This is a genomic window from Salmonirosea aquatica (assembly GCF_009296315.1).
Taxonomy (GTDB): Bacteria; Bacteroidota; Bacteroidia; order Cytophagales; family Spirosomataceae; genus Salmonirosea; species Salmonirosea aquatica.
On record NZ_WHLY01000002.1, the window covers coordinates 4,902,637 to 4,926,259 of the forward strand.

At 51.1% G+C, this 23,623-nt stretch carries 15 protein-coding genes and 1 pseudogene; 5 read left to right on the forward strand and 11 right to left on the reverse strand.

What is annotated here, in order from left to right:
• Positions 1-39: 39 nt before the first annotated feature.
• The 3 genes from GBK04_RS21390 to GBK04_RS21400 all read right to left on the reverse strand — a co-directional run bounded on the left by GBK04_RS21390 (position 40) and on the right by GBK04_RS21400 (position 2,456).
• The gene (locus tag GBK04_RS21390) at positions 40-570 is read right to left on the reverse strand and encodes a gluconate 2-dehydrogenase subunit 3 family protein (protein WP_152763210.1); all 531 of its coding nucleotides are present in this window, start codon (positions 568-570) and stop codon (positions 40-42) included.
• 108 nt (positions 571-678) lie between these two features.
• Complete coding sequence (locus GBK04_RS21395; protein ID WP_152763211.1) at positions 679-1,419, reverse strand: LytR/AlgR family response regulator transcription factor; 741 nt, start codon at positions 1,417-1,419, stop codon at positions 679-681.
• Positions 1,416-2,456: a sensor histidine kinase gene (locus tag GBK04_RS21400; protein ID WP_152763213.1), complete on the reverse strand. Its 1,041-nt coding sequence runs from the start codon at positions 2,454-2,456 to the stop codon at positions 1,416-1,418. The genes GBK04_RS21395 and GBK04_RS21400 overlap by 4 nt, the downstream gene beginning before the upstream one ends.
• 382 nt (positions 2,457-2,838) lie before the next feature.
• Between GBK04_RS21400 and GBK04_RS21405 the strand changes: the two genes are divergently transcribed.
• The 3 genes from GBK04_RS21405 to GBK04_RS21415 all read left to right on the forward strand — a co-directional run bounded on the left by GBK04_RS21405 (position 2,839) and on the right by GBK04_RS21415 (position 7,895).
• Positions 2,839-5,391: a TonB-dependent receptor gene (locus GBK04_RS21405; RefSeq protein ID WP_152763215.1), complete on the forward strand. Its 2,553-nt coding sequence runs from the start codon at positions 2,839-2,841 to the stop codon at positions 5,389-5,391.
• Positions 5,392-5,527: 136 nt separating this feature from the next.
• Positions 5,528-7,237: a lamin tail domain-containing protein gene (locus GBK04_RS21410; protein ID WP_152763217.1), complete on the forward strand. Its 1,710-nt coding sequence runs from the start codon at positions 5,528-5,530 to the stop codon at positions 7,235-7,237.
• 76 nt (positions 7,238-7,313) lie between these two features.
• Positions 7,314-7,895, forward strand: a complete 582-nt coding sequence (locus GBK04_RS21415; protein WP_152763219.1) for an HD domain-containing protein — start codon at positions 7,314-7,316, stop codon at positions 7,893-7,895.
• Positions 7,896-7,901: 6 nt separating this feature from the next.
• Here the strand turns inward: GBK04_RS21415 and GBK04_RS21420 are convergent, their stop codons facing one another.
• The gene (locus GBK04_RS21420) at positions 7,902-11,543 is read right to left on the reverse strand and encodes a VCBS repeat-containing protein (protein ID WP_152763221.1); all 3,642 of its coding nucleotides are present in this window, start codon (positions 11,541-11,543) and stop codon (positions 7,902-7,904) included.
• Positions 11,544-11,641: 98 nt separating this feature from the next.
• Positions 11,642-12,186 (reverse strand): annotated as a pseudogene (locus tag GBK04_RS21425) (RagB/SusD family nutrient uptake outer membrane protein); the annotation flags it as partial.
• Positions 12,187-12,532: 346 nt separating this feature from the next.
• Here GBK04_RS21425 and GBK04_RS21430 point away from each other — a divergent pair.
• Positions 12,533-13,453, forward strand: a complete 921-nt coding sequence (locus tag GBK04_RS21430; protein WP_152763223.1) for a hypothetical protein — start codon at positions 12,533-12,535, stop codon at positions 13,451-13,453.
• 103 nt (positions 13,454-13,556) lie between these two features.
• Here the strand turns inward: GBK04_RS21430 and GBK04_RS21435 are convergent, their stop codons facing one another.
• The 4 genes from GBK04_RS21435 to GBK04_RS21450 form a co-directional block, all read right to left on the reverse strand.
• Positions 13,557-15,320 (reverse strand): RagB/SusD family nutrient uptake outer membrane protein, encoded by a 1,764-nt coding sequence (locus GBK04_RS21435; RefSeq protein WP_152763225.1) that lies wholly within the window; start codon positions 15,318-15,320, stop codon positions 13,557-13,559.
• A gap of 36 nt (positions 15,321-15,356) precedes the next feature.
• Entirely contained in the window at positions 15,357-18,668 is a 3,312-nt protein-coding gene (locus tag GBK04_RS21440) for a SusC/RagA family TonB-linked outer membrane protein (RefSeq protein ID WP_152763227.1), read from the reverse strand.
• A 444-nt stretch (positions 18,669-19,112) separates the two neighbouring features.
• Positions 19,113-19,880 carry a peptidoglycan editing factor PgeF gene (pgeF, locus tag GBK04_RS21445; RefSeq protein WP_152763229.1) on the reverse strand — a complete coding sequence of 256 codons (768 nt, stop codon included), beginning with the start codon at positions 19,878-19,880 and terminating at the stop codon, positions 19,113-19,115.
• A 12-nt stretch (positions 19,881-19,892) separates the two neighbouring features.
• Positions 19,893-20,951 (reverse strand): endonuclease/exonuclease/phosphatase family protein, encoded by a 1,059-nt coding sequence (locus tag GBK04_RS21450; protein WP_152763244.1) that lies wholly within the window; start codon positions 20,949-20,951, stop codon positions 19,893-19,895.
• A 141-nt stretch (positions 20,952-21,092) separates the two neighbouring features.
• On the opposite strand from GBK04_RS21450, the gene GBK04_RS21455 reads away from it, so the two are divergent.
• Positions 21,093-22,331: a metallophosphoesterase family protein gene (locus tag GBK04_RS21455; protein WP_152763246.1), complete on the forward strand. Its 1,239-nt coding sequence runs from the start codon at positions 21,093-21,095 to the stop codon at positions 22,329-22,331.
• Positions 22,332-22,417: 86 nt separating this feature from the next.
• Here GBK04_RS21455 and GBK04_RS21460 read toward each other — a convergent pair whose 3' ends face one another.
• Both GBK04_RS21460 and gnd read right to left on the reverse strand, forming a co-directional pair.
• Positions 22,418-22,603, reverse strand: coding sequence for a hypothetical protein (locus tag GBK04_RS21460; protein ID WP_152763248.1), 186 nt, complete (start codon positions 22,601-22,603; stop codon positions 22,418-22,420).
• Between the two features lie 93 nt (positions 22,604-22,696).
• Positions 22,697-23,614, reverse strand: a complete 918-nt coding sequence (gnd, locus tag GBK04_RS21465) for a phosphogluconate dehydrogenase (NAD(+)-dependent, decarboxylating) (protein ID WP_373331475.1) — start codon at positions 23,612-23,614, stop codon at positions 22,697-22,699.
• Positions 23,615-23,623 lie beyond the last annotated feature (9 nt).

A 23,623-nucleotide genomic window follows, 5' to 3' on the forward strand; every position in this document is an offset into this window, starting at 1 on the left:
ATAGAGTAATGGATTGTATGATGAATCACGGTTAGAAGGTCAGATTGCCCAGGCTTTCTGACCTTTTTTGTAGGGAATGCAGGCTTCCAGCCGGCCGGGTACCTCCACGTATTCCAAAGCCTGGCTGGCGCCGATTTCGGAGGTAAAGTACCCCGTAACGGCCAGCTCTTTCAGGCGGCGGAAAAAGGCCTGATCGGTAGTGGTGAGCTTTTTGACCATGTCGATTTTCTGATCGTTGCTCAGGGCTACAAAGCCTTTGCCGTACGCAGCCTGACTATCGCTGTCCAGTTTGGCCAGTCCTGCGTAGAATTTCTTCTGATCCTCCATCGGGTAGCAGTCGCGCATCACGCGGACGATGAATTTCTCGGCTCCGGCGGCCTTAGCTCCGGGCGTGGAGGTGGTTGGGATGATGACGTCGGCTACCTCGGCGAGCAGGGCTTCCTGCTGCGCGGTCACCTGTACGCTTTCGCCCAGGTTGGTTTTTTGCCCGAGGATGCCCGCCATAGCCGGGGCGGAGAGCGCCCCTCCCATGAGCAAACTGATTCTTTGAACGGCTTCTCTGCGATTCATTGGGTGGTTGGTTTATATAGTAATGAATGGGGATCTGAAAGGTCCGATTTTGTACGTCTTTCAGGCTAATAAACAATAAGACGTTAAACGAAAATGTTTACCCTATTCCTATCCCCCTACCTGATGTTTTTCAATAAATTCCTTGAATGATTTTTTGTAGGTGTCGCTTACGGGCAAAAAGGCCTTACCGATCTGTACTTTCTCCCGGTCAATGGCATCGATGGCCGCGAAGGCTACGATGAAAGAATTGTGGATGCGGATAAACTGATTCTCGGGAAGCTGCGTTTCCAAAGCCTTCATGGTTTGCAGCGTGACGATTTTCTTATCTTTGGTATAGATTCCCACGTAGTCTTTAAGCCCTTCGATGTACAGAATGTCCCGCAGCTGAATCTTTACCAGCCGGGTACCATCCTTCACAAAAATATATGCATTCGATGCGTTGGGTACCTGGGGTACATCCGGTGGGATCAACCCCGCCGCGGAAGGCGCGCTACGAAGCCGCCCCAGCACTTTTTCAACGGATTTGAGGAAGCGTTCCAGCGTGATGGGCTTGAGCAGGTAGTCGGCCACATCGAGCTCGTAGCCTTCGAGGGCGTATTCCGAGTAGGCGGTCGTCAGCACCACCAGCGGCTTTTTTTGAAGTACCTTTAGCAGCGACAGTCCGGTGATTTCGGGCATGTTGATGTCGAGAAACATGATATCGATCGGATTCTGGCGCAGTACCTCGATCGCCGTCAACGGGCTCGAACAGGATTGGACTAGAGTGAGCTCGGGGACTTTGGCTACGTACTGTTCCATGAGTTTCCGGGCGAAAGGTTCGTCGTCCACAATCAGGCAGGTGTAGCTCATGACAATTCCAGGGTGAGTTCGACGTGGTACATCTCGGGGGTTTCCTTTATTTCCAGCGTATGGCGGTCAGGGTAGCTGAGTTGTAGCCGGCGTTGCAGGTTTTGCAGGCCGATGCCCGATTTCCCTTCGTGGTTTTCTTTGGGGGGAAGAACGCTGTTTTCGACCGTATAGGTACATTGACGCTCAGCCACCTCAATCCTTGCCTTTACCCAGGAATTTTCGGCATTATTGCTCACCCCATGTTTGAAGGCATTTTCCAGAAATGTTATGAATAGGAAGGGTTCGATCATCACCGGTGCCGTGTTACCGCTTACCTCCAGGGTGATGGGTACCTGGTTGTCGAGCCGCAACTGTTCGAGGCTGATGTAGTTTTCCATGTACTCGATCTCCTTCTTGAGGGGTACCTTCGGATGGTTGGAATCGTAGATCATATACCGCATCATCTGCGACAGCTTGTCGATCACCACGGTGGTATTGGGTGACTGCGTGAAGGCCAGGTAGTACAGGTTGTTGAGGGTATTGAACAGAAAATGCGGGTTGATCTGCGCTTTCAGGAACCGCAGTTCGGCGGTCAGCTTTTCGTTTTCTATTTCTTTCTTCCGGGCTTCCAGCTGAAACCAGTCCTCGGCGAATCGCAGCATCCCGATAAATATGACGATGAAAATGACACTGGACGTGTGCTGAATAATGAATTTGTCGGAGTAGAGAAACCCTCCCCGTCCGGGCATACCGGCGTAGATGAGCCGTTTGATGTAGATATGGAAAACGACAGTCAATACCAGCGGGGGCAGGATTTCCAGAATATAGCGTCCAAACTGCTTGTGTTTCAAGAAACGGGGTAGCAGGTAAAAGTAATTCAGGTAGGCAATGCCGGCCATAATAAGGACATGCGTGGTAGCATCCAGCAGGCTGCGCCAGAGCACGATCTCTTCGTTTCGGCGCGCATAAGTGACCTGATAAAAGAAAAAAGAGAAGTAAACCGCCCAAAAAGAGAGGTGCAGGAGGACAATACGGGAACGTTGCTGCAAGGTTGACATATAAGAATGCACCGAAATCAGCGGTACCTGGAAGTGTTGCCGGAAACTTGGATTTCAGGGGCCCTACCGGCTTCAGGACTCCGACTTTTTCCCAAATCTCCACAAAGTCAACGGATGATTGCAAACTTTTCGCGGGATTAAACCACGAAAAGCCCTTCTTATTCGACCATTAACCCGAATACCTCGATTACTACCCCCTTTTGATCTATAACTCAGGAATGATACCGAAAAAGTACAAAATCGGGTTTTTGTCGAGTAATTCGGCCTAATAGTCTATTCTTTAAAATAGAGCCAATCTTTTGTAGTTGTTTTGAATCGAAAATCAGAAACAACCAGTTCCCATAACCCCGAAACATCCCATTTTTTTCAAAACCAAAAGACCATGAAAAAGAACCTACTCCTCGTCCTCGCTTTATTACTCGGCGGCTTTGCGGCCCAGGCCCAGTTTCCGGGCGGCGGCCCCGGCGGTATGGGTGGCCGTCCCTCCGGTGACGGTAACGGCCGGCCCCGGAGCGAGAGCAACCAACCCCAGGCTTTTGAATTACCCCAAACCAAGGGAAACTCAAAAATAACGGGCTATGTAGTTGACTCTTCCCTGACGAGTGCGGTTGAATATGCTACGATTGCCTTATTCGATAAGGCTACCCAAAAACCGATCGATGGTACCGTGGCTGACGAAAAAGGAAAGTTCACTCTGACAAAGATTGCCGAAGGAGAGTACTACCTGTTGGTACGGTTCATTGGCTATACCGATAAGAAAATCTCGGACATCAAAATCAAAAAAGGAGATGACCTGGATTTGGGTGTCATCAAAGTGTCTGCGTCCATCATTCAGCTGGATGCCGTCACGGTAACCGGCGAGAAGTCGTTGATTGAAGAAAAAGTAGACCGCCTGGTGTACAATGCCGAGAAAGACCTGACCTCCAAAGGCGGCGATGCGGCAGACGTGCTGCGGAAGGTACCGATGCTGGCCGTGGATTTTGACGGAAACGTTACGCTGCGGGGTACCTCCAACTTGCGCGTGCTAATCAACAACAAGCCTTCGACGATCATCGCCAGCAGCATTGCTGACGCTCTGAAAATGATCCCGGCTGATTTGATCAAATCGGTAGAGGTGATTACCTCTCCCTCCGCCAAGTACGACGCCGAAGGCTCCGGTGGAATTATCAATATCATTACCAAAAAATCGACCATTCAGGGTGCTACCCTGAGTCTCGACACGGGTACCGGACTTCGCGGGTCTAACCTGGGCCTGAACGCCAGCCTGCGTACTGGCAAGTTCGGTGTGACGCTGGGTGGATTTGGCCGTGCCTTCTACAATAAGGCCTTGGTTGAATTAAATCAAAGCACCATTCAGAATGGTAACAGTATCCTGACCAATCAAACTGCTGATGCCCACGATTTCGGGATGTTCGGCCGCTACAATCTGGGCTTTGACTACGATCTGGGAAAAAATCAGTTCCTGACCGCCGGAGTAAACTTCGGCACCCGGAACTTCAACCGGGATCAGGATTATACTACCAAGCTTTTTACCAACAATATCCTGAACTCTACGGGGTACCGGAATGTGGACAGCCGTGATGCATCCAACTCGGTGGATATGAACCTGGACTATGTCAAAACTTTCAAGCCAGGACAGGAATGGTCGGTTTCGACCCTGTATAGTGTCAGCAATCTGACTAACAACTTTGATGCCGATCTGCTCAACGGTTCGCAGGAACTGACCGGACGCCAGAAAAACCTCAACTCGAATGTAAATAAGGAAATCACGTTGCAAACAGACTACGTAAGTCCCATTGGCAAGAAACAGCAGATCGAGTTTGGGATCAAAGGCATCATGCGGGAGGTAAACAGCAACTTCCGCTACCAGGTAGCCGGCCCAACGGGCGATTTTGCATTGGACCTCCGCAACCCGGCCGGACTGCTCAACTACAACCAGAACATCGGCGCAGGGTACCTGTCGTACACCTTCGCTACGGCCAATAAGTATACCTTTAAAGTAGGCTCTCGTTTTGAGCACACGATGATCGATGCGAACGACCAGGAGCGGGATATCAATATACCCTCGTACTCCAACCTGGTGCCGAGCCTGAATATTTCGAAGGCGGTCGGTAAAGCCGCGACGCTCAAACTGGCCTACAACAAGCGGATTCAACGTCCGGGATTGCAGCAGCTGAACCCCAACTTCAACGCGGCCAACCAGCAGAATATCAACATCGGTAATCCCAGCCTGAAACCGGAATTGACCGATAACATGGAGCTGAGCCTGAGCACGTCCATTAAAAAGACTTACCTGACCATGGCCCTCTTCGGCCGCCAGACCAGCAATGCCATTACCCGCATCACCATGCCTTCGGATACGCTACTCGGTGCCGTAGTGACTACCTACCAGAACATCGGTAAAGAGCAGACCTTCGGGGCTAACATTTTCGGTAACGTGTACCTGACCTCAAAATGGACTCTGAATGGTGGTTTGGATATGTACTACAACTACATCGAAGGTCGTCAGGTAGGTCTGAGTGGTTTTTCGGAAGAGGTGAGTAATTCAGGTTTTGTGATTGGGGGACGCCTACAGACCCAGTTGCAACTAGCAAACGGCTGGGGTATCCAGGCCTTCGGTGGCTACCGCGGCAACCGCGTGCAGCTGCAGGGATCGCAAAGCGGCATGGGAATGTACTCGCTGGGATTCAGAAAGGAATTTGCCAACAAGAAAGGAAGCCTTGGCTTAGCAGCTGACAACTTCTTCGGTGGTATGAAAATGAAAAGCACGCTTACCTCTCCTATCTTCAATCAGGTGATGGTCAACAACATCTACAACCAGAACATCAAGCTGACGTTCAGCTATAAGGTAGGAAAGATGAGCCTGGTGGCCAAGAAGAAAACCCGCGGCGTGAAGAATGACGACGTGATGGGTGGCGGCGATACCAACAATTAATATTGACTACCAGTCGGCAGAATTAGCCAGGCTAAGAAAGGAGCGGAAATGGGGATTATATCCTGCGTTTCCGCTCCTTTGTCATTTTGCGTACTTTTGATAAATACGCCGAACTATTCCTAATAACGATCCACAAATGCCTTCAAAGGGTTTGGAGAAATACAGAGTCAGGTGGGCAAGCCTTTGCATCCTGGTGGTTCTGGCTGGTACTTTTTGCAACGAAGTCCATGCTCAGGCCTATAATTCGATGGTTATTACCGAAATCATGGCAGATCCTACGCCCGTGGTAGGACTACCCGATGCCGAGTACCTCGAGATTTACAACCGGAGCTCCCAGTCCATTTCACTGAAAGGCTGGCGGCTGGGTACAGCGCTACTCCCCGATTCAGCGCTGGCACCGGGGGGCTACGCGATCCTTTGCGCCCGGGCCAAGGTACCCTTGCTAACCCGTTATGGCCGGGTATTCGGTTTGGCCACTTTCTCACTGGCCAATACGGGCGCTACCCTGGTGCTGCGCAATGCCCGCGGCGAGCTCATCTTTTCGGTGGCTTACAAAGATTCCTGGTGGCCGAGTAAACAGCGGAACGGTGGCTATGCCCTGGAAATGATCGATCCGGCGAATCCTTGTGGAGAAACCGACAATTGGCGGGTTTCTACGGTTCCGGCAGGGGGTACCCCCGGACAGCCCAATGCCGCGGCGAGCGAAAATCCTGACCGCTCGGCGCCGGTAGCCGACCGCGTCGAGATTTCCGGGGAGAGCCAGCTCGTAGTGTTTTTTAACGAGCGGCTGGATAGCCTGGCGAGTATTCAAAGTGGGTTATACGAATTGAAAGGCCGCACCATTCGGAAGTCATCCATCGAGTCCCCCGCTTTCCGCAGCCTGTCACTTTTTCTCGATGTACCCCTGGTAGCCGGTCAACGTTACGAACTGACGGTGAAGAATGCCACCGACTGCGTGGGTAACCGCTCCAAGGAAATGACCTTTGCGGTAGGGCTGCCCGTGAAAGCCGATTCGGGCGATGTGATCCTGAGCGAGATACTTTTCGACCCGCGTACCGGCGGGGTGGAGTTTGCCGAAATCCACAACCGTACCCAGAACTACATCAGCCTGAAGAACTGGACGCTGGGTAACGTGAAGGACGGGCAGCCGGGTTCGTTCAAAATAATTTCTGCCAATGACCTTCTCCTGGCTCCTAACGGGTTTATGGCGTTGAGTACTAATTCCAAGGTACTGGCCGAGCAGTACCCCACCGAACGGGACCGGGTTCTCCTGACGGTACCTTCCATGCCTGCTTTTGTCAACGAAGCGGGCGGAGTAGCCCTGCGCGACGCCAATGGGCGGCTTTTCGACTTATTTGAGTATCGCGAAAACTTTCACTCACCGCTGCTGGCTGATACCAAAGGCGTGTCGCTGGAACGCATCTACCCCGAAAAACAGGGTAACGATCCCCAGAATTGGCAGTCGGCGGCTTCGGTAGTGGGGTACGCTACGCCCGGCTACGCCAATTCGCAGGGCAATGCGGGGCAAGGGAACGATGGTTTTAGGGTGGAACCGGAAGCTTTTACCCCCAATGGTGACGGAGCGGACGATTTTACTACCATCCGTTACACGCTGGGTACCCCGGGAGTTATAGCCAGCATCCGAATTTACGATACGCAGGGCCGGTTGGTTCGCGACCTTGTGACCAATCAAACCGTGGGTACCGGGGGCGAAATCCGTTGGGAGGGTACCGACGACCGGGGCGAATCCGTCCGGACAGGCTACTATCTGGTTTTGATCGATTCGTTCGATAATTCGGGTAATAGCCAGCAATTCAAAAAAAAGGTGGTCGTGGTACATCCCTAGTTCCAGGCTACGGGTTATTCCAGGAGAGGGGATGACAACAGGAAAATCTAGAGAGAGACTGCAAAAAGGAATGTTTATGAGACTAACTGACGCAGAAGCGTTTATTTTGCCGAAACTGCGTTCCGAGCTTTCGGATACGCTGTACTACCATAGCCTGCATCATACGTTGGATGTGATGGAATCGGTGATCCGTATTGCCGGGGCCGAAGGTATATCGGATTCGGAAACACTGACTCTTTTGCGTACGGGGGCACTATTTCATGATACAGGATTCCTGTTCACCTACCAAGGACACGAAAACGAAAGCTGCCGCCTGGCACGGGAACTGCTGCCCGGCTTTGGCTATTCCATGCCCCAGATTGACACAATTTGTGGTATGATCGAAGCCACTAAAATTCCCCAAAACCCTAAAAACAAGCTTGAGGAAATTATCTGCGATGCGGACCTCGATTACCTGGGCCGGGACGATTTCGAGGCCATTGCCGGGTGCCTCTACCGCGAGCTGAAAGCCCGGGATAGGGTGGCCGATGAGCGGGCCTGGAACGCGATTCAGATCAAATTCCTGGAAAATCATCGGTACCGGACCCCCACGGGCCGCGCCCTTCGGCAGCCCGGCAAGCTGATACATTTACAGAAGCTGCGGGATACCATGACGTAGAGAAGATTAGATGGCTTCCGAATTCAAATCGACTTTTCGTTTCTTTCCTTTAAAATCTACCAATTCTACCGAGACCACCTGCGCAGAAACCGGAAGCTGCCGTACCGACTGCGAAAGGAACGATGCCCCGTAGTACAACTCATAGCGCCGGGTACTTCCGTTTTTGAATTTTACCAAGGCGTAGGCATCCTGCTGCTGCACCGGCAGCCAGCGCACCGCAGATGCTGCCTGCCCGAATATCCGAAGTGGGCCGCGGTTCTGAGTAGCCACAATGAGCCGCTGTCCGTGTAGGCCGGGAAGTTGTACCAATCCTTTGGCATTACCGGGCACGTAAAAGCCGCTTTGGGTTTGAGTTTCGGGCGTAAAGTACCCCTTGCCGTTCCCTTTTAGCAATAACCCGTTGGAAGCATCAAACCGCCCCACGCTTACCTCGTTTCCGAAATCATTGGCGACCAGCAATACATCCAGATTTCCATCCCCGTCAAAATCATCGGCGATCATGCCATTGACGGGAGCTACCTGCGCCAGCGCTGGCAGAGGCCGCAGGTCAAAACGACCATTTCCCTGGTTTTCGATATAGGAAGACTGCAGGTAGTTGGCCTGTAATACATTGGCTTCCTTCCGCTGTTCTTCCGACAGGATATTATCAAAAGTGGCTTTGGAAAAATCCTGGTAGGTTTGGTATTTGGCGCGCATCGGGATCATCTGCTTGATCATGTCTTCGCGCCCGTGGAAGGGTACCAGCACCCGCTGGCCATCGACGGTAGGGTAGTAAACCATCGGAATGGCATCGTAGCTGCCATCCTTATTAAAGTCGCCCGACACCAGGGTGAGAGGGGTACTTTCCGAGGTACGCATCAGATTGTTAAGACCCGTGTTGCCCACCACGTAGTCCGTATCGCCGTCATTGTCGAAGTCGCCGCCGATGATGCTGTTCCAGAAGCCTTTATATTTTTCCAAATAGGCATTGAGGGCTTCGTCGGGTACGAATGCGCCGTTTTTGTTTTGAAAAACCTGCAGGGGCATCCATTCACCCGCTACGATCAGATCTACAAATCCATCGTTGTTGTAATCCGTCCACAGAGCGTCGCAGATCAGGCCGCCGTTTTGAAGTTGCGGAGCTACCTGTTGGGTTACGTTCGAAAATTTGGGTTGTCCATTCGATGAATCATTCCGCAGGATAAAGCTGTTTACCGACCGGGGATAATGCTCGGGATCGATACGGCCGCCGACGAACAGGTCGAGGTCACCGTCCCGGTCGTAGTCTGTGGCGCGTACGCAGGAGGTACTTACTTTGGCATCGGGCAGGGCGTTTAAAGAAAGTGTGAAGGTACCCTTGCCGTCGTTAAGGTACAGCCGGTCCTGGTAACTGGGGTGGCCGGGTGGCTGCTCGTTGCTGCCGCTGGCGATGTAAAGGTCGTTGTCGCCATCCCCGTCGGCATCGAAAAGCAGTACGCCCATATCTTCCGATTCTTTTCCGGAGCCTTCGCTTCCGGGTAGCAGATCGGCGACGGAAAATGAACCCGTGGCCTGCTGCAAAAAGAACCGTCCCTTGTGTTGACGGGAGCCCCCCACGAACAAATCCGCCAGTCCGTCGCCATTGACATCGGCCGTAGCCACGGCCGGGGGATACTGCGAAAGCTTGTGGGGCAGGAGTTTCTGACCGTTAAAATCAATGAATTCGGGCTCTTCGTGGACGTAGACGATATCTAGCGAATCGGTCAAATCCTTGAACAGTTGTTTGGAAATGGGATCGGGCGTATACGGTTCAGTGGCATTCCGCTGGCTGACGGTCAGCACCTGGTCGGCGGGGATATTCTTCAAAAGCTGCTGCTTACCGTTGGGCCAGATGATCCTGATTCGATCCACGGTTTTCGTTTTGCCTAATCCAAAATGCGCCACCGGTTCTACCGACGAAAGGTACCCCCGGTAGGGCGAATGTTCGTACAGCTGCCGCAGGCTATCGGCGTAGTAAATCTCCACCTGGGCGCCCAGTCCGTTCACATTGGGGCTGGTACCCTGAAAGGCCACCCGCAGATAATGGTTGTCGGCGGGTTTACTTTCCATCAGGTTGTTGCGGTACACAAACGCCGAATCGTTGATGTTGTTCACCACCATGTCCAAGTCGCCGTCGCCATCCAGGTCGCCGTAGGCAGCTCCGTTGGAAAATGAAGGTACCCCGATGCCCCACTTCTCGGTCACATTCTCGAAGGTCAGATCGCCTTTGTTGCGGAAGGCGTAGTTTTTTATTTTTACCGTGGGAATCTGCGCCAGCAGGTAATCTTTGCTAGCCACGGTGCTGCTTTCGGCGCGGAATTGAGCAAAATCCCGGTCGGTCACATCGCGGGGAAAGCCGTTGGTAACTACCAGATCCCGAAAGCCATCCTGATCGAAATCCGCCAGCATGGGAGTCCAACTCCAGTCGGTTTCGGCCACGTCGGCCATCATGCTCATGTCGGCAAAAATCGGCTCGTTGGTACCAGGCTTGTTGCCCATATTGATTTGCATGGTGTTACGGACATACTCGTAGGTGAACCCGTAGAGGTCGTTATTCAGGTACCCCTGGTAGCTGTTCGGCCCCATGAGTTTTTTCTTGCGTTCATTATCGCGGGGTAACATGTCCAGCACCATCACATCCACCAGGCCGTCGTTATTGATATCGGCCACGTCGTTGCCCATGGCCGAATTGCTGGTATGCTTGAAGTACGATTGGGCACGGTCGGTAAAGGTACCGTCGCCGTTGTTGATGTACAGCAGGTCGTTGGAGAGATAATCGTTGGTTATGTAAATATCCCGGAAACCATCGCGGTTGAAATCGGTGATGTTGATTCCCAATCCGTAGCCTTCGGTCTGGATTCCCGCTTCTTTTGAGACATTCACGTATACCGGATGTTTGCCTTGGGCGTCCCAGTCGCAGCGGTAGAGGCGATCGGTGGTCGGGGAGGAGCCGTCACGGTATTTTTTGTGGTATAGGTTGGGATATTGATCAATGGTGTCGATGAGTACGTAGAGGTCCAGATCTCCGTCGTTGTCGTAGTCGAAAAATGCCGCCTGCATGGAATGCCCGGTGTCGGCGATGCCGTATTCGGCAGCCATCTCCTTGAATTGCGGGATTCCGTCGGCATCATTCCCCTGGTTGACAAACAGCAGGTTGGCGCGTTGGGCTTCGGTCTTGAAGGTGGTGGCCGAGAGATAAATATCCATCCGTCCATCGGCATTGATATCCACCAGGCTCACGCCAGAGCACCAGCGGCCCTGATTGGAAAGGCCGGCCTTGCCACTGATATCAGTGAACTTCATGTTGCCTTTATTCAAATATACCTGACTGTTCACCTGATTGCCCGAAAAGACCACATCGGGCAGGCTGTCACCATTCAGGTCGGCAATACCTACCCCGCCGCCATTGTAGACATACTCGAAGTCGATGATATTCAGCGTATCATTTTCGGTCAGGCGGTTAGAAAACGAGATACCCGAATCCTCGGCAGGTAGGAGAGTAAAAAGAGTCTTTTCCTGGCAGGAGGTGAGGAAAAGGGTAATGACTACGAATGCTGTTTTAATGAAATGTATTATCGAATTGTACCTATATCGCAAAGATGAGGGCCAGTAGGAAGACAATGTATCCGATAATAAAGGAGATAAATGCATGGGAAGGTACTTGTAAATTCAAATTTCAGGGTCAAAGATACCAAAAAAGGCAAGCCGCGCGGCTTGCCTTTTTTGGTACGTAATAAAACCCACAGGAATTAATTATAGCCCGGATTCTGCTTGAGGGTGGTTGGGCCTTCTGCGCCCAGTAGATCGATTTGGCCCTGTGGAATGGGGAGCATTTCGTCCTTACCCGTCGTGAAGCGTGCACCGCCCAGCGTAGTGGGAAGGAACCTCGAATCATAGGACAGGTAGCTGTTGAGTACTTGTCTCAGCAATTCCCCAGCGTACCAGGTCGTAGAAGCGGTGGCCCTCGCCTGACAGTTCGAGCTTGCGCTCAAAACGAACGGCATCACTCGCCGATTGCTTGGATGCGAACTGGCTGGCGGGATATTCCACTATTACGTACTTAGCGGCGGGCTTGCCATCCTGCATCACGAATCCAGCGGGGTTAGCCGCGCGGCGTGCTAGTGGTGTACTCAAGGGCCTTAGTCAGGCTACCCACTTCGATCTCGACTTCGGCAGCCATCAGCAGCACATTAGCAAAGCGGATGATTGTGTAGTTGGGGGCCGTGTAGCCGGGCATCCAAGTACTGTTGTCTTGCAGCGAACCGCGATCCGACTTGTCGTAGGTACATTTCTTATACAAATTCCGAGTTTATTGGCTTTTAGGACATAAGACGTAGAAAATCTGCGTCAAAATGGAGATTATTAACCGCATAGTGGGTGTCTTTTTCTCGAAAAAGAACGAACGATATAATTTTCAAAGGAAATTATATCGTTATAACGTATTTTTCAATAAAAGAACTTTTAGTAAGAAAAAGTTATGAAAAGTATTTTTTTCACCGAAAATTACATATTAAACAAACCAAAACAGAATTTAAATCCAGTTATGGTTACAAATAATATTCGACAGTTCTTAAGTACTATTTATTGCTGGCATAATTATAATTTTAGTACTCAATATCATCAACTAAACTTCTGCGATTATGAAAAGAAACCTAACCAGTTCATTGTTTGCACTTCTGCTGATAATGATTCTACAACCCGGTTGCAATGTCAATAGCGTCGACCGCAACCCAAATGAAAAAAACGCACAAAAATCCGACAAGAACGCGAGAACGCTGTCTTGCGGAGGCTACTTTGACGGAAGTTATTCTGGCAACGGATACTACATCTACCCAAGCATCGCATTGGACTTCTCAGGAGCATGTAATGGTGGAACGGTATCAGTTTCCTTTTCTGCCGAAGATGTCCCTAACAGGTTCACCATCAGGGATCAGAATTCAAATGTCGTTGTTCAATCTGGACTCAATCAAGGTCACAATGGTTATATTGGCTCAGCAAGCAATTCTGGACCTTGGGGTGGGCCATTTTCTGGTGGTGGATCAGAGACAGTAACTTTCATCTATGACTCATCGAAGTCATATACTCTGAATGTGGAAACATCGACTTCTGGTGTAACTGACCATTGGACTAGTACCGTAGGATGCACAACAAATTGTCCAATCGTAGATCCCGTGGTTTGTGGGGTGCCATGTGGGCAATATTTTGACGGCAATTACGGTGGAAGTGGTTTCTACATCTATCCCGCAATTGCTTTAAGTTTTCCTGGTGTCTGTAATGGCAAAATAGTTTTTATCGCTGTTTTTGCAGAAGATGTTCCTAACAGGTTCACAGTTAGGGACCAATTTGGAACTGCTGTTGCGCAATCTGGTCAAGGGCAGGGCCACAATGGCTTCATAGGAACCACAAGTGATTATGGACCCTGGGGGAGTCCTTTCAGTACAGGTGCGGGACAAGAAACATTATCGTTTGTCTATGACTCATCAAAGACATACACGCTGAACGTGGAAACGTCAACCTCAAGCGTGACTGACCACTGGTCTGCGAACAAAAGCTGTAATTGACAGTTAGTTTGATAGAAGCGGAAGCAAATTCTTACAGAGATACCAAAAAGGCAAGCCGTAGGCTTGCCTTTTTGAAACGCTTTATAACCGTATTCTTTTCAAATTAATTGTAGCCGGGATTCTGCTTCAACGTAGTGGGGCCTTCAGCTCCCAGCAGGTCTATTTCGGCCTGGGGAATGGGAAGCAGTTCGTCTTTACCTGCTGTGAAGCGTGATCCGCCCAGAGTTGTAGGCAAGAATTTCGAATCATAAGTCAGATAGCTGTTAACTTTCTGCTCGGCGATACCCCAGCGTACCAGGTCATAGAAACGGTGGCCTTCGCCTGACAGCTCGAGCTTGCGCTCAAATCGAACCGCTTCACGTGCTGATTCTTTGGAGGCAAATTGGCTGGCAGGGTACTCCATAATGGTGTACTTGGCAGCAGGCTTGCCATCCTGCATCACGAATCCTTCGGGGTTGGCGGCCCGGCGGCGCACCATATTGGTGTACTCACGCGCCTTATCCAGACTACCTACTTCAATTTCAACCTCGGCGGCCATCAGCAGCACATCAGCAAAGCGGATAATGGTGAAGTTAAGGGCCGTATAGCCGGGTGTCCAGGTACTGTTGTCCTGCAACGAACCCACATCTGACTTGTAGTAAGTGTATTTCTTGGGCGAATAAGGCCCGCCATTATCTTGTCTACGAATCCAGTCATCACCGGGGTGGGGCTGCCAATCCAGGTACATGATGCCCCGGCGACCTACCGAGTGATCCAAACGGGGGTCAAGGTTTCCAGCATCTGGCGTAAAGGGCTGGGCCGTTTTGATGCCAAAATCATTTTTTACTGCTTTTCCTGCATCGTTGTAGGAGCCATCGAGATAAGGAAGACCCGTGGCATCGGTACGGAAAGAGTTCACCAGCTCGAAGCTGGGCTGGAAGAAACCGCAGCAGTTACCGGGACCCGAAGGACCTGTGTTGTAGGGATAGTTCAGGTCAAACTCTGGGAAGGCGTTGTTGACCGAGCCCGTGTTGGCCGCATTCTGGATCGCGAAGATTGACTCCTGGTTGTTGTCGTTCGACGCTCTGTAAATATCGGCGTACTTAGGTACCAGGCCGTACTTCTTGCCGTCCGAGGTCACACCACTGGTGATAACCTGGTCGAACAGGGGCTTGGCTTCGGTGTATTTCTTTTGATAAAGATAAATCTTGGCCAAATAGGCAGCAGCGGCCCATTTGTTGGCGCGTCCTACGGCTGCCTGCGTAGCGGGCAGGTTGTCGTACGCATACTTCATGTCCTCTTCGATAAAAGGATACAGAGGCTTATCGTTCTTGATCGTCTCGATCCCGGTACCATAGTCGTCGGCTTCGGTCACGATGGGTGTTTGGCCAAAGTTACGGGCCAACTGGAAGTAATAGTGAGCGCGCAGGAAACGGGCCTCAGCCGAAATCCGTTTTTTATCGGCGTCCGTTACTTCAGGATTAGCATTCCCCAGCAGGCGCAGAACGTTATTGGCACGGGCGATCCCCTCGTAGTTACCTACATAGTTGTCACGAATCACACCCTGCGTAGGCCGGGTTTCGAAACGTTGGATGGGATTGATGTCGCTGAAATCGCCGGGGTCGGTACCCTTATTGGCGTCGCCACCCCGGATACTACCCCACACCCAGTTGGTGGCGCTGGACATACGGTTGGCGCGTCCGTTGAGGTTGGAATAAACCGCGATGAGCGATCCTTCGATGCCGTCCTTGGAAGTCAATTGTGATTCGCTGATCTGGCCCGTCGCCGGAATATCCAGGAAGGAATCCTTACAGGAAACCGCAGCGAAGGCCAGTCCTGCCGTAACAGAAGCAATGATCGCGGCACTTCTAAATGATATATTTTTCATTAGGTTGTAGTTTATTTTTTTCTAAAAAGAATCAGATCAGAAGCCCAGGTTTACGCCAAAGTTCCAGCTGCGTGTGATTGGGTAGTTACCCACATCGATACCAAAGTTGGTGTCGGCGTTACCACCTACCGAAGGATCAAGTCCCTGATATTTGGTAAGAGTCAGCAGGTTATTGGTTGAGGCGAACACCCGTAGCCGCTGCATCCCGATCCGAGAAAGCAGGTTGGCGGGCAACGTATAACCAATGGACAAGTTCTGGATGCGCAGGTACGACCCGTCCTCTACGTAATAAGAGTTCGACTGGGTGTTCGTGCTGAAATTGGACGCTGATTCGTAAATAGGAATCGTGGCACTTGTATTCTCAGGTGACCAGGAATCCAGGATGCGAGTCGACTTGCTTGAGCCCTGGAAGGAGGGATAGAAATCGGTAAACCATTTTGAAACGTTGAAAATTTTATTACCTGCGGTACCATTGGCGTATACGTTCAGGTCAAAATTCTTGTATTTTAAGGTAATGGCTATCCCACCCGAGAATTTAGGAACGGGGCTACCCAGGAAAGTACGGTCATCGGCGGTGATCTGACCGTCACCGTTTACGTCACGGTAGCGGAAGCGCCCAACACCATTCGGTACGGCATTGGCGGCAGGATCGGCCGCGTTAATTTCAGCAGCTTCCTGTGTGGAAGTAACACCATCCTGCGCCGGAGCACCGTCGATCTCGGCCTGAGTCTGGAACAGACCGATAACATCGTAGCCATAGAAAGAGGAGATTGAGCGGCCCAATTGGTTTCTGATTGGCTGAATTCCCCGGAAGTCAGGGTTTACCGTAGTAAGGTAGGTTTGCTCACCGGCCAATTTAGTGATTTCGTTGCGAAGCAGACCAGCCGTTACGTTTACTTCATAGGTCAGGTCGCCCTTGATTCTGCCTTTGTTGATCAATTGGATGTCGATCCCTTTGTTCGACATGTTAGCGGTATTCACCGAGGGAGGCGCAGCGTAGGTACCCAACGTAGCAGTTACCGGTACCTGATACAGGAGGTCTTTGGTGTCTTTCTTCCAAAGGTCCAGGATCACGTCAAGCTTGCCATTGAACAGGGTAGCATCAAAACCAATGTTGGTCGTTACCGACGTTTCCCATTTGGCGTTGGGGTTACCGATCCGTGTCCGGTAGTAGCCTTCCATAGCGCTACCATTTGTGCCGTTGATGTCATACGAAGAGTTTCCTATATTGGCAGCGAAAAGGCTGTACTGGTTGTTGGGATCAACGTTGTTGGAGTTACCCATGATCCCGTAGCCACCCCGAACCTTCATGTCCGTGATCCAGGGAATCGACTTCATGAAATCTTCGGAAGATAGCCGCCAGGCAGCCGAAACCGCCGGGAACACCCCATAGCGGCTGTTGGCACCAAAACGTGAAGAACCATCCCGACGCAACACCCCTGTCAGGATGTACTTATCGTTGTAAATGTAGTTCGCACGGCCAAACAGCGAGTAGAAATTCACCCCGCGGCCGTAACTACTACCTACGGTACGGCCCGTGGCGCTCACCGTATTCAGGTTAACGTAATTGGGGTCGATCGAGAAAGGATTTTGGCCATTTCCGCTGATTCCGCGAGCAATACCGGTGTTGAGTGCTTCCTGCCCCGCGAGCAGATCAATAGAGTGTTTGCCAAAACGCTGTTTGTAGCTGGCGGTGTTCGTGAATACATAACCAAACGAGTACCCACCGCCCTCACCGTAGCCGAAAGCCGAGTTGTTCTCGGAGTTTTCGTATTGCAGACGGCTGTAATTGTAGAAGTAGTAGTTGTTGTACTGACCACCGATTGAACTGCGCAAAGTCAGACCTGGAATGGGGTCAAACTCAATATATACGTTGCCAAAACCGTTGCCGTTAAAACCCCGGTTGTTTTTCGCGCCATCTCGTTGCGCTACCGGGTTACGGGGGTTGTTGAAGCCTTTGGCTGCCGTACCGGCATAACCACCGAATTCGTCATAGATTGGTATGATCGTCGGCATGCGGTAGGCCAGGTTGATGTCGTTCTCATCAGCTGCTACGCCCGCACCGTTATTACCGCCACCCTGACCCAGTACCTGTAGATACGTAAACTGCAAGTTCTCGCCAATCCGCAGGTTTTTCAACAGATCGAACTCGGTATTGGCCCGGAAGGTATAGCGCTTGAAATCGTTATAGATAAGAATACCGCCCTGGTTCTGGGCACTGAAGCTCAGGTAGTACCGGCTTTTGTCGCCACCGCCCGAAAAGCCCAGCGAATGACGCATGAGGGGAGCTACCCGCGTAATGGCATCGTACCAGTCGGTACCTTGCTTATTGGCACGCACTACCTGATAAATGCCCCCCGCCTTGGGATCGACGTTGTATTTTGCTTTCTCGGCAGCCAGGTCTATGTTACCCACAACCCCCGGAGCACCACCTACGTTGATGTAGTCGGGAATCACCGGATTGGGGCCAGCTCCAAACTGCGGATGTTCGTATTTAGGCTCGGTCCGATTCTGCATCGCGTCATTGCGGGCCGCGATAAAGGTCCAGTCGGCATATTCCTGGGGGCTCAACGATTTGAAAGGCTTACCGGGATCGGTCGCACCAAACAGACCATCGTAGGTGACACTCAGCTTCTTAGCCCCTTTGCTGCCTTTCTTGGTCGTATAAACGATAACGCCGTTGGCAGCACGTGCTCCGTAGATGGATGCAGCGGCGGCATCTTTCAGTACCGTGGTAGACTCGATATCGTCAGGAGCCAGAAAGTTCGTGTTTCCTACCGGAACTCCGTCAACCACATACAGGGGCTCGTTACCACCAAAAGCGCCGAAACCGCGTACGCGAATCTGACTGTTGGTACCGGGCTGTCCGTTGGTGATAACCGTTACCCCGGCCACCCGGCCGGCCAACTGCTGCTCCACGTTGCCAGAGGGTACCTGGGTCAGGTCCTTGGCCTTCACGGTAGCTACGGCACCCGCCGTTTCGCGGCGGTTATCAGTGGTGTAACCCGTTACGATCACTTCGGTTAACTGGCTGACGTCGTCTTCCATCACGACATCGATTGTGCTTTGGGTACCTACCGTTACTTCGGTGGCTTTAAAGCCAATAGCGGAGAATGCCAGAATGCTGCTCGGTGAATTTACGTTGATGCCGAAAGCACCTTCTGCATCAGTGGTAGTACCTGTCAGGGTACCTTTCTGCACGATGTTCACACCAGGGATTCCCTGCCCGCTAGCGTCTTTCACAGTTCCTGTCACCCGGCGGTCCTGGGCGAAGGCAGTGAGATTCAACACGGCTAGGAGCGCGAGAATTCCCGAGTTCCTAAGCCAATTCAAGTAGCTTTTTCTCATTAGGTTAGATTGGTTTGAAAAAAAATTTGGTTGTTAAAACAATTTGATAAACATAAAATTATCTTTAAATTATTTAAAAACAAAAGTAAACCAATATCTAAAAATATTCAAATTTTTATTGATAAAATGAAACTATACTGTGCCCGTTAATTGCCTAATTGACACTTAAAGAGAGAATTAGCTGCTTAACTTAAGCAGACTTTTAATTAAAAATTAATTTATATCTAACGTTTAGTGAATACGTTAGAATTCAGAGTGTTACTGAAAAGTAGTCAAAAGGCACTACCCTGTATAGACAGAAGCCTGATTATAAAAAGTAACCAATATGAGAAAGTATACGCAAAGGAAAGTGAAAAGGTTGCTTAGAAATTTTATTTTGCGTAGTAGAATAATGCAAAAATGCAAATTTCTTTTAACAGAAATCCGATCTATGGAAAATATATTTCATACAATTCCAATACAAACCAGCATTCGTCCGGTTTGGCCTTTTTCGTGGCGATAAGAGAAGTAGGTATGATTGTGCAGGACAGTTGAATAGGCGGAAATTTGTATGTGATCCTTTCTTACACCCACCCCTAGGAGTTGATCTCGATTGGCTATTTTCAGGTCCACAAGATGCTTTCCCGTTGCCGGATCGAATCGTTGGTGTACATCGGAAAATTGTTCAGCTACCTCCAGACCTACCTCGAAAGAACATTCGTCGATGCAGGTACCTACGTAGGCGTAGCAGTCGGCCGGATCAGTGCCGAATTCCAGCTGCATTTTTTCCAATGTCTTTGTGACGATTCCCTGCACGGTACCCCGCCAACCCGCATGAATGGCAGCCACTGCTTCATGCCTGAGGTCGAAAATCAATACCGGTGTGCAGTCGGCGACGGTCACGGCCAGCAGAATTCCCTTATGCCGGGTAATTAGGGAATCATAGCCCGAATAATGTCCCGGTTGGGTCACCGTCAGGATTTCCGACCCATGTACCTGATGCGAGGTGGCTACCTGATGGGGATTAACGCCCAGAGCCCGCCAGAATCGGGATCGGTTCTCTGCCACGTTTTCGGGAATATCGGCGGTGGACAGCCCGAGATTTAGAGAGGCAAATGGAGCCGGACTCACACCACCGTGGCGCGTACTCTCGGCAGCAAGTAGCTCAGGAAAAGACGCGAAAATATCGGGAGACCGGTAAAGGGGCGAACTTGTGGCAGGCGGAGTGTTCATTAGTGGACTAACTCAATCGGTGGGTTTTGATATTTTCTCCTCCGCCAGTTCTTCGTCCTGGTCGTCGGTTTCGGGTTCCTCCTGCTCGTAAGTTTGATTGGGTACGTACACGAGCTCTACCCACATGGGAAAGTGGTCGGAGCCGATGTCGGGCAGCCGCTCTATTTCGGCCAGCTGGAAGTGGGTAGAGCAAAAAATATGGTCGAGCGGGTACCTAAAGAATCTGTGGTGCGCATGGAACGTATTGTAAAAACCGCGCCCCCGCCGGGGATCGAGCAATCCGCTGGTACTCTGGAAAAGGGCATTGGTATAGCTCCATGCTACATCGTTAAGGTCGCCGGTGACGATGACGGGCAGGGACGATTTCTTGGCTAGTTTGCCTACGAGTAGTATTTCCTTATCGCGCTCGGTGGAACGTACGTTTTCGCCCGGAACGGGGGGCGTCGGGTGAATGCAGATGATCTGAAACGGCTCGCCCGAGGGAAGTTTGGCTACGGCAAATATGGAAGGGATGTGGTCCTCGACCAAGTACTGGATTTCACTTTCGATAATTTCCAGTTGGGAAAAAAGCATAATTCCGTACGTATCGTCCTGCACTTTGGCTTTCCGGAACGGATAATCATCATGGATGGCTGTCATGGCGTCGGCCCAGGAACTATCGGTCTCAGAGAGCACGATGAGATCCGGCTTTCGGGTTTTTATTAGCGATAACAGGCGTTCCTTGTCTTCATTGTCCTGTAATACATTGGCAATCATTAGGCTGAATTTAGATCCTGCATCAGACAAATCCGCCTGTTTCATTTGCCGTTTTGCAATGGGTAGGAATGGGTAGATCTGGTAGCTCAGATATATCAGATTAGCCAAAAGGGCAGTCAAAAACCCCCACTGGTACCAGGCCTGGAAATCGGTCAGCAAGGCATACGCCGAAAGGATCAGCAATGTAATGACCCACTTCTGAAGCCTGGGGTACTCGAACACTCTGAAAATCCAGTAGTCGTTTCGGATAAAGGGAATGAGGGTAGCCAGGATGATAAATCCACCCAGGCTGTATAGCAGAATTGGGACGATCATGAGTTGTGTTAAAAGAAATACCTAGATCACAAAGCTAAGATTTTGTTGGTTTTCCCCTAAAACTTCCCAGAAAACAATTGAGTATATTGCCCTTTCAAAGAAAAACAGGCTGTACTTCAAAACCACCAATGCCCGATTGCTATGCCCGAAACCCCGGAAAAAAAGGTTGAAAAATATTTGGATTTAGGCCATTCGGAGGTCGAGAACCATGCCAAGACCCAGCAGAAGCTCTACGAAGAGCACGTAACCCGTACCTCTTCGGTGACCCGGGTGATCAATGAGTTTTTCAGCACCAATATTTTCGGATTTGTCTACCATTATCTGCGCAGCCGCTTTGGCGCCAGGTACCCCTACCCGTCGTACCCGAGCGAGGGCGACAGCGGTATTTTCAGGCTGAACTCATCCGTTCCCAGCCGCCCTGAAATCACGCTGGCGCTGCTGTCGGACTGGGGTAGCGACACCACCGAGTCGGATACAGTGGCGCATCTGGTGGCCCGCTATGCCCCGGATTACAGCATTCACCTGGGCGATATTTATTTCGTAGGTACCCCCCAGGAAGTAGCAGAAAACTTTACCGCTCCGCATGCTTCCTGGTACTACGGGGCATCGGGGAGCCTGGCGCTCTGCGGAAATCACGAGATGTACTCCAACGGCGCGGCCTACTATCAGCAGCTGTTGCCGGCCATGTACGTCGATGAGGATGGGGTTAAAAAAACGCAACGGGCGGCTTTCTTTTGTCTGGAAAATGAACATTGGCGCATCATTGGCCTGGATACGGGTTACACTTCTGTGGGGCGGCCTTTCCTGGAGGTACTGTCCCCGCCCGACTGCCACTTCCGTGACGAGCAATTGGCCTGGTTACGGGATGTGGTCAAGCTAGGTGATCCCACCGATACCCGTGGCCTGGTGTTCCTGAGCCACCATCCCTATATCTCTGCTTTCCGGGAAGACTACTTCAGACCGGGCGAACAGCTTTGCGAACTTATGGGCGAAGCGGCCCGGCCAGTGGTATGGTTCTGGGGCCATGACCACCGCCTGGTGGGCTACCAAATGGGACAAAATAAGAGTGAATTGCAGGCCTATGGCCGTTGCATCGGCCACGGGGGAATGCCCGTGGAAACCAAAATGTCGGTGCGGGATTCGGATGTGCTTAAGCTGTCGTTCTACGACCGCCGCGTGCGGACCCGTATCAAGCGCCACGACTTGGGCTACAACGGTTTCGTACTGTTGCAACTCGAGGGCGATACCCTCACGGCTACCTACCGCGACCTGGAAGATACCAAAGTACTGGAAGAGAACTGGCGCGTGAACACAAAGGACGGCAAACTCACCTGGGAGGTAACCTTCACGCACGAAGAACTGAGCCTTTATGGAGAATAAAGGGCCATTGAACAGAAAAACGCGGCCATCACACCCGGCGGGTAGGTGTAGAAGTCAGATTTAATAAAATCAAGCTGATGCTCCGGTCAGTGATGATCCTCGGCCGCCGATTTGCTGGTGAAGTAGGCCGCGTAGGCTACTATAGCACCAATTGTGCCCAGAATGAACACAAACAGATCGCCGAAAACAGCCAGGATCAACAGCAGAATCAGAAAGGAGGCTACGTAAAAGCCAGTAGAAAGTTCGTGAGAATCGGTATGAGTATTTTCCATTACTGTGAAAGTAGTAGCTGTTGGTACGGTAGATTTGCGCTATAGTTACGGAGGCAAATCTACGAAAATCCGGAGAATAGGGATAGTCAACTTTTATTTTTTCTCCACGGCATGGCCACCGAATTCGTTGCGCAGAGCAGCTACTACCTTGCCCGAGAACGTGTCGTCCTCCATGGAACGGTAGCGCATCATCAGCGACAGCGCGATCACCGGGGTAGGTACCCCCAGGTCCAGGGCGGTTTCCAGCGTCCATTTCCCCTCACCCGATGAGAACATTTTTCCCTTGAGTTGATCCAGATTGGCGTCTTTGGAAAAAGCCCGCTCCGTGAGTTCCATCAGCCAGCTGCGAATCACCGAGCCATTGTCCCACACGCGGGCTACCTTTTCGTAATCGAGCTTGAAATTGGATTTGCTGAGTACCTCGAAGCCCTCGGCGATGGCCTGCATCATGCCGTACTCGATGCCGTTATGTACCATTTTGACAAAGTGTCCGCTACCGGGCGCGCCCGTATGCAGGTAGCCGTTCTCTACGGAAATGTCCTTGAAAATCTGCTCACAGTGGGCAAAGACCTCATCTTCACCGCCAATCATGGTACACGCTCCGTTCAATGCTCCTTCCATGCCACCACTGGTACCGCAGTCCAGAAAACCGATTTCTTTTTCTTTCAGGCTCTGATAGCGCAGCAATGAATCCTTGAAATTGGAGTTTCCGCCATCAATAATAATGTCGTTGGCTTTCAGAAGCGGGGTAAGCTGGTGGATGACGGTCTGTGTGATGGTACCGGCCGGTACCATAAGCCAGATGATGCGCCGTCCGCTTAGGTTTTCCAGCAATTCTTCCAGCGTAAAGGCACCCTTGAGACCTTCCTGCTTGATAAATTCTTCGACCAGGTCGCGGTTTACATCGTTTCCTATTACTTCGTGACCGTTTCTTTTCAGGTTCTGTGCCAGATTGAACCCCATTTTGCCAAGGCCGATTATTCCGATTTGCATGTTTTTAGAGTGATGAATTAGGAGTGA

Bases quoted from the DNA above. Each gene is read 5' to 3' on its own strand.
- GBK04_RS21410 (WP_152763217.1), top strand. From the start codon at position 5,528: ATGCCTTCAAAGGGTTTGGAGAAATACAGAGTCAGGTGGGCAAGCCTT.
- GBK04_RS21420 (WP_152763221.1), bottom strand. From the start codon at position 11,543: ATGCATTTATCTCCTTTATTATCGGATACATTGTCTTCCTACTGGCCC.
- GBK04_RS21430 (WP_152763223.1), top strand. From the start codon at position 12,533: ATGAAAAGAAACCTAACCAGTTCATTGTTTGCACTTCTGCTGATAATG.
- pgeF (WP_152763229.1), bottom strand. From the start codon at position 19,880: ATGAACACTCCGCCTGCCACAAGTTCGCCCCTTTACCGGTCTCCCGAT.
- GBK04_RS21390 (WP_152763210.1), bottom strand. From the start codon at position 570: ATGAATCGCAGAGAAGCCGTTCAAAGAATCAGTTTGCTCATGGGAGGG.
- GBK04_RS21395 (WP_152763211.1), bottom strand. From the start codon at position 1,419: ATGAGCTACACCTGCCTGATTGTGGACGACGAACCTTTCGCCCGGAAA.
- GBK04_RS21435 (WP_152763225.1), bottom strand. From the start codon at position 15,320: ATGAAAAATATATCATTTAGAAGTGCCGCGATCATTGCTTCTGTTACG.
- GBK04_RS21455 (WP_152763246.1), top strand. From the start codon at position 21,093: ATGCCCGAAACCCCGGAAAAAAAGGTTGAAAAATATTTGGATTTAGGC.
- GBK04_RS21400 (WP_152763213.1), bottom strand. From the start codon at position 2,456: ATGTCAACCTTGCAGCAACGTTCCCGTATTGTCCTCCTGCACCTCTCT.
- GBK04_RS21460 (WP_152763248.1), bottom strand. From the start codon at position 22,603: ATGGAAAATACTCATACCGATTCTCACGAACTTTCTACTGGCTTTTAC.
- GBK04_RS21450 (WP_152763244.1), bottom strand. From the start codon at position 20,951: ATGATCGTCCCAATTCTGCTATACAGCCTGGGTGGATTTATCATCCTG.
- GBK04_RS21415 (WP_152763219.1), top strand. From the start codon at position 7,314: ATGAGACTAACTGACGCAGAAGCGTTTATTTTGCCGAAACTGCGTTCC.
- GBK04_RS21405 (WP_152763215.1), top strand. From the start codon at position 2,839: ATGAAAAAGAACCTACTCCTCGTCCTCGCTTTATTACTCGGCGGCTTT.
- GBK04_RS21440 (WP_152763227.1), bottom strand. From the start codon at position 18,668: ATGAGAAAAAGCTACTTGAATTGGCTTAGGAACTCGGGAATTCTCGCG.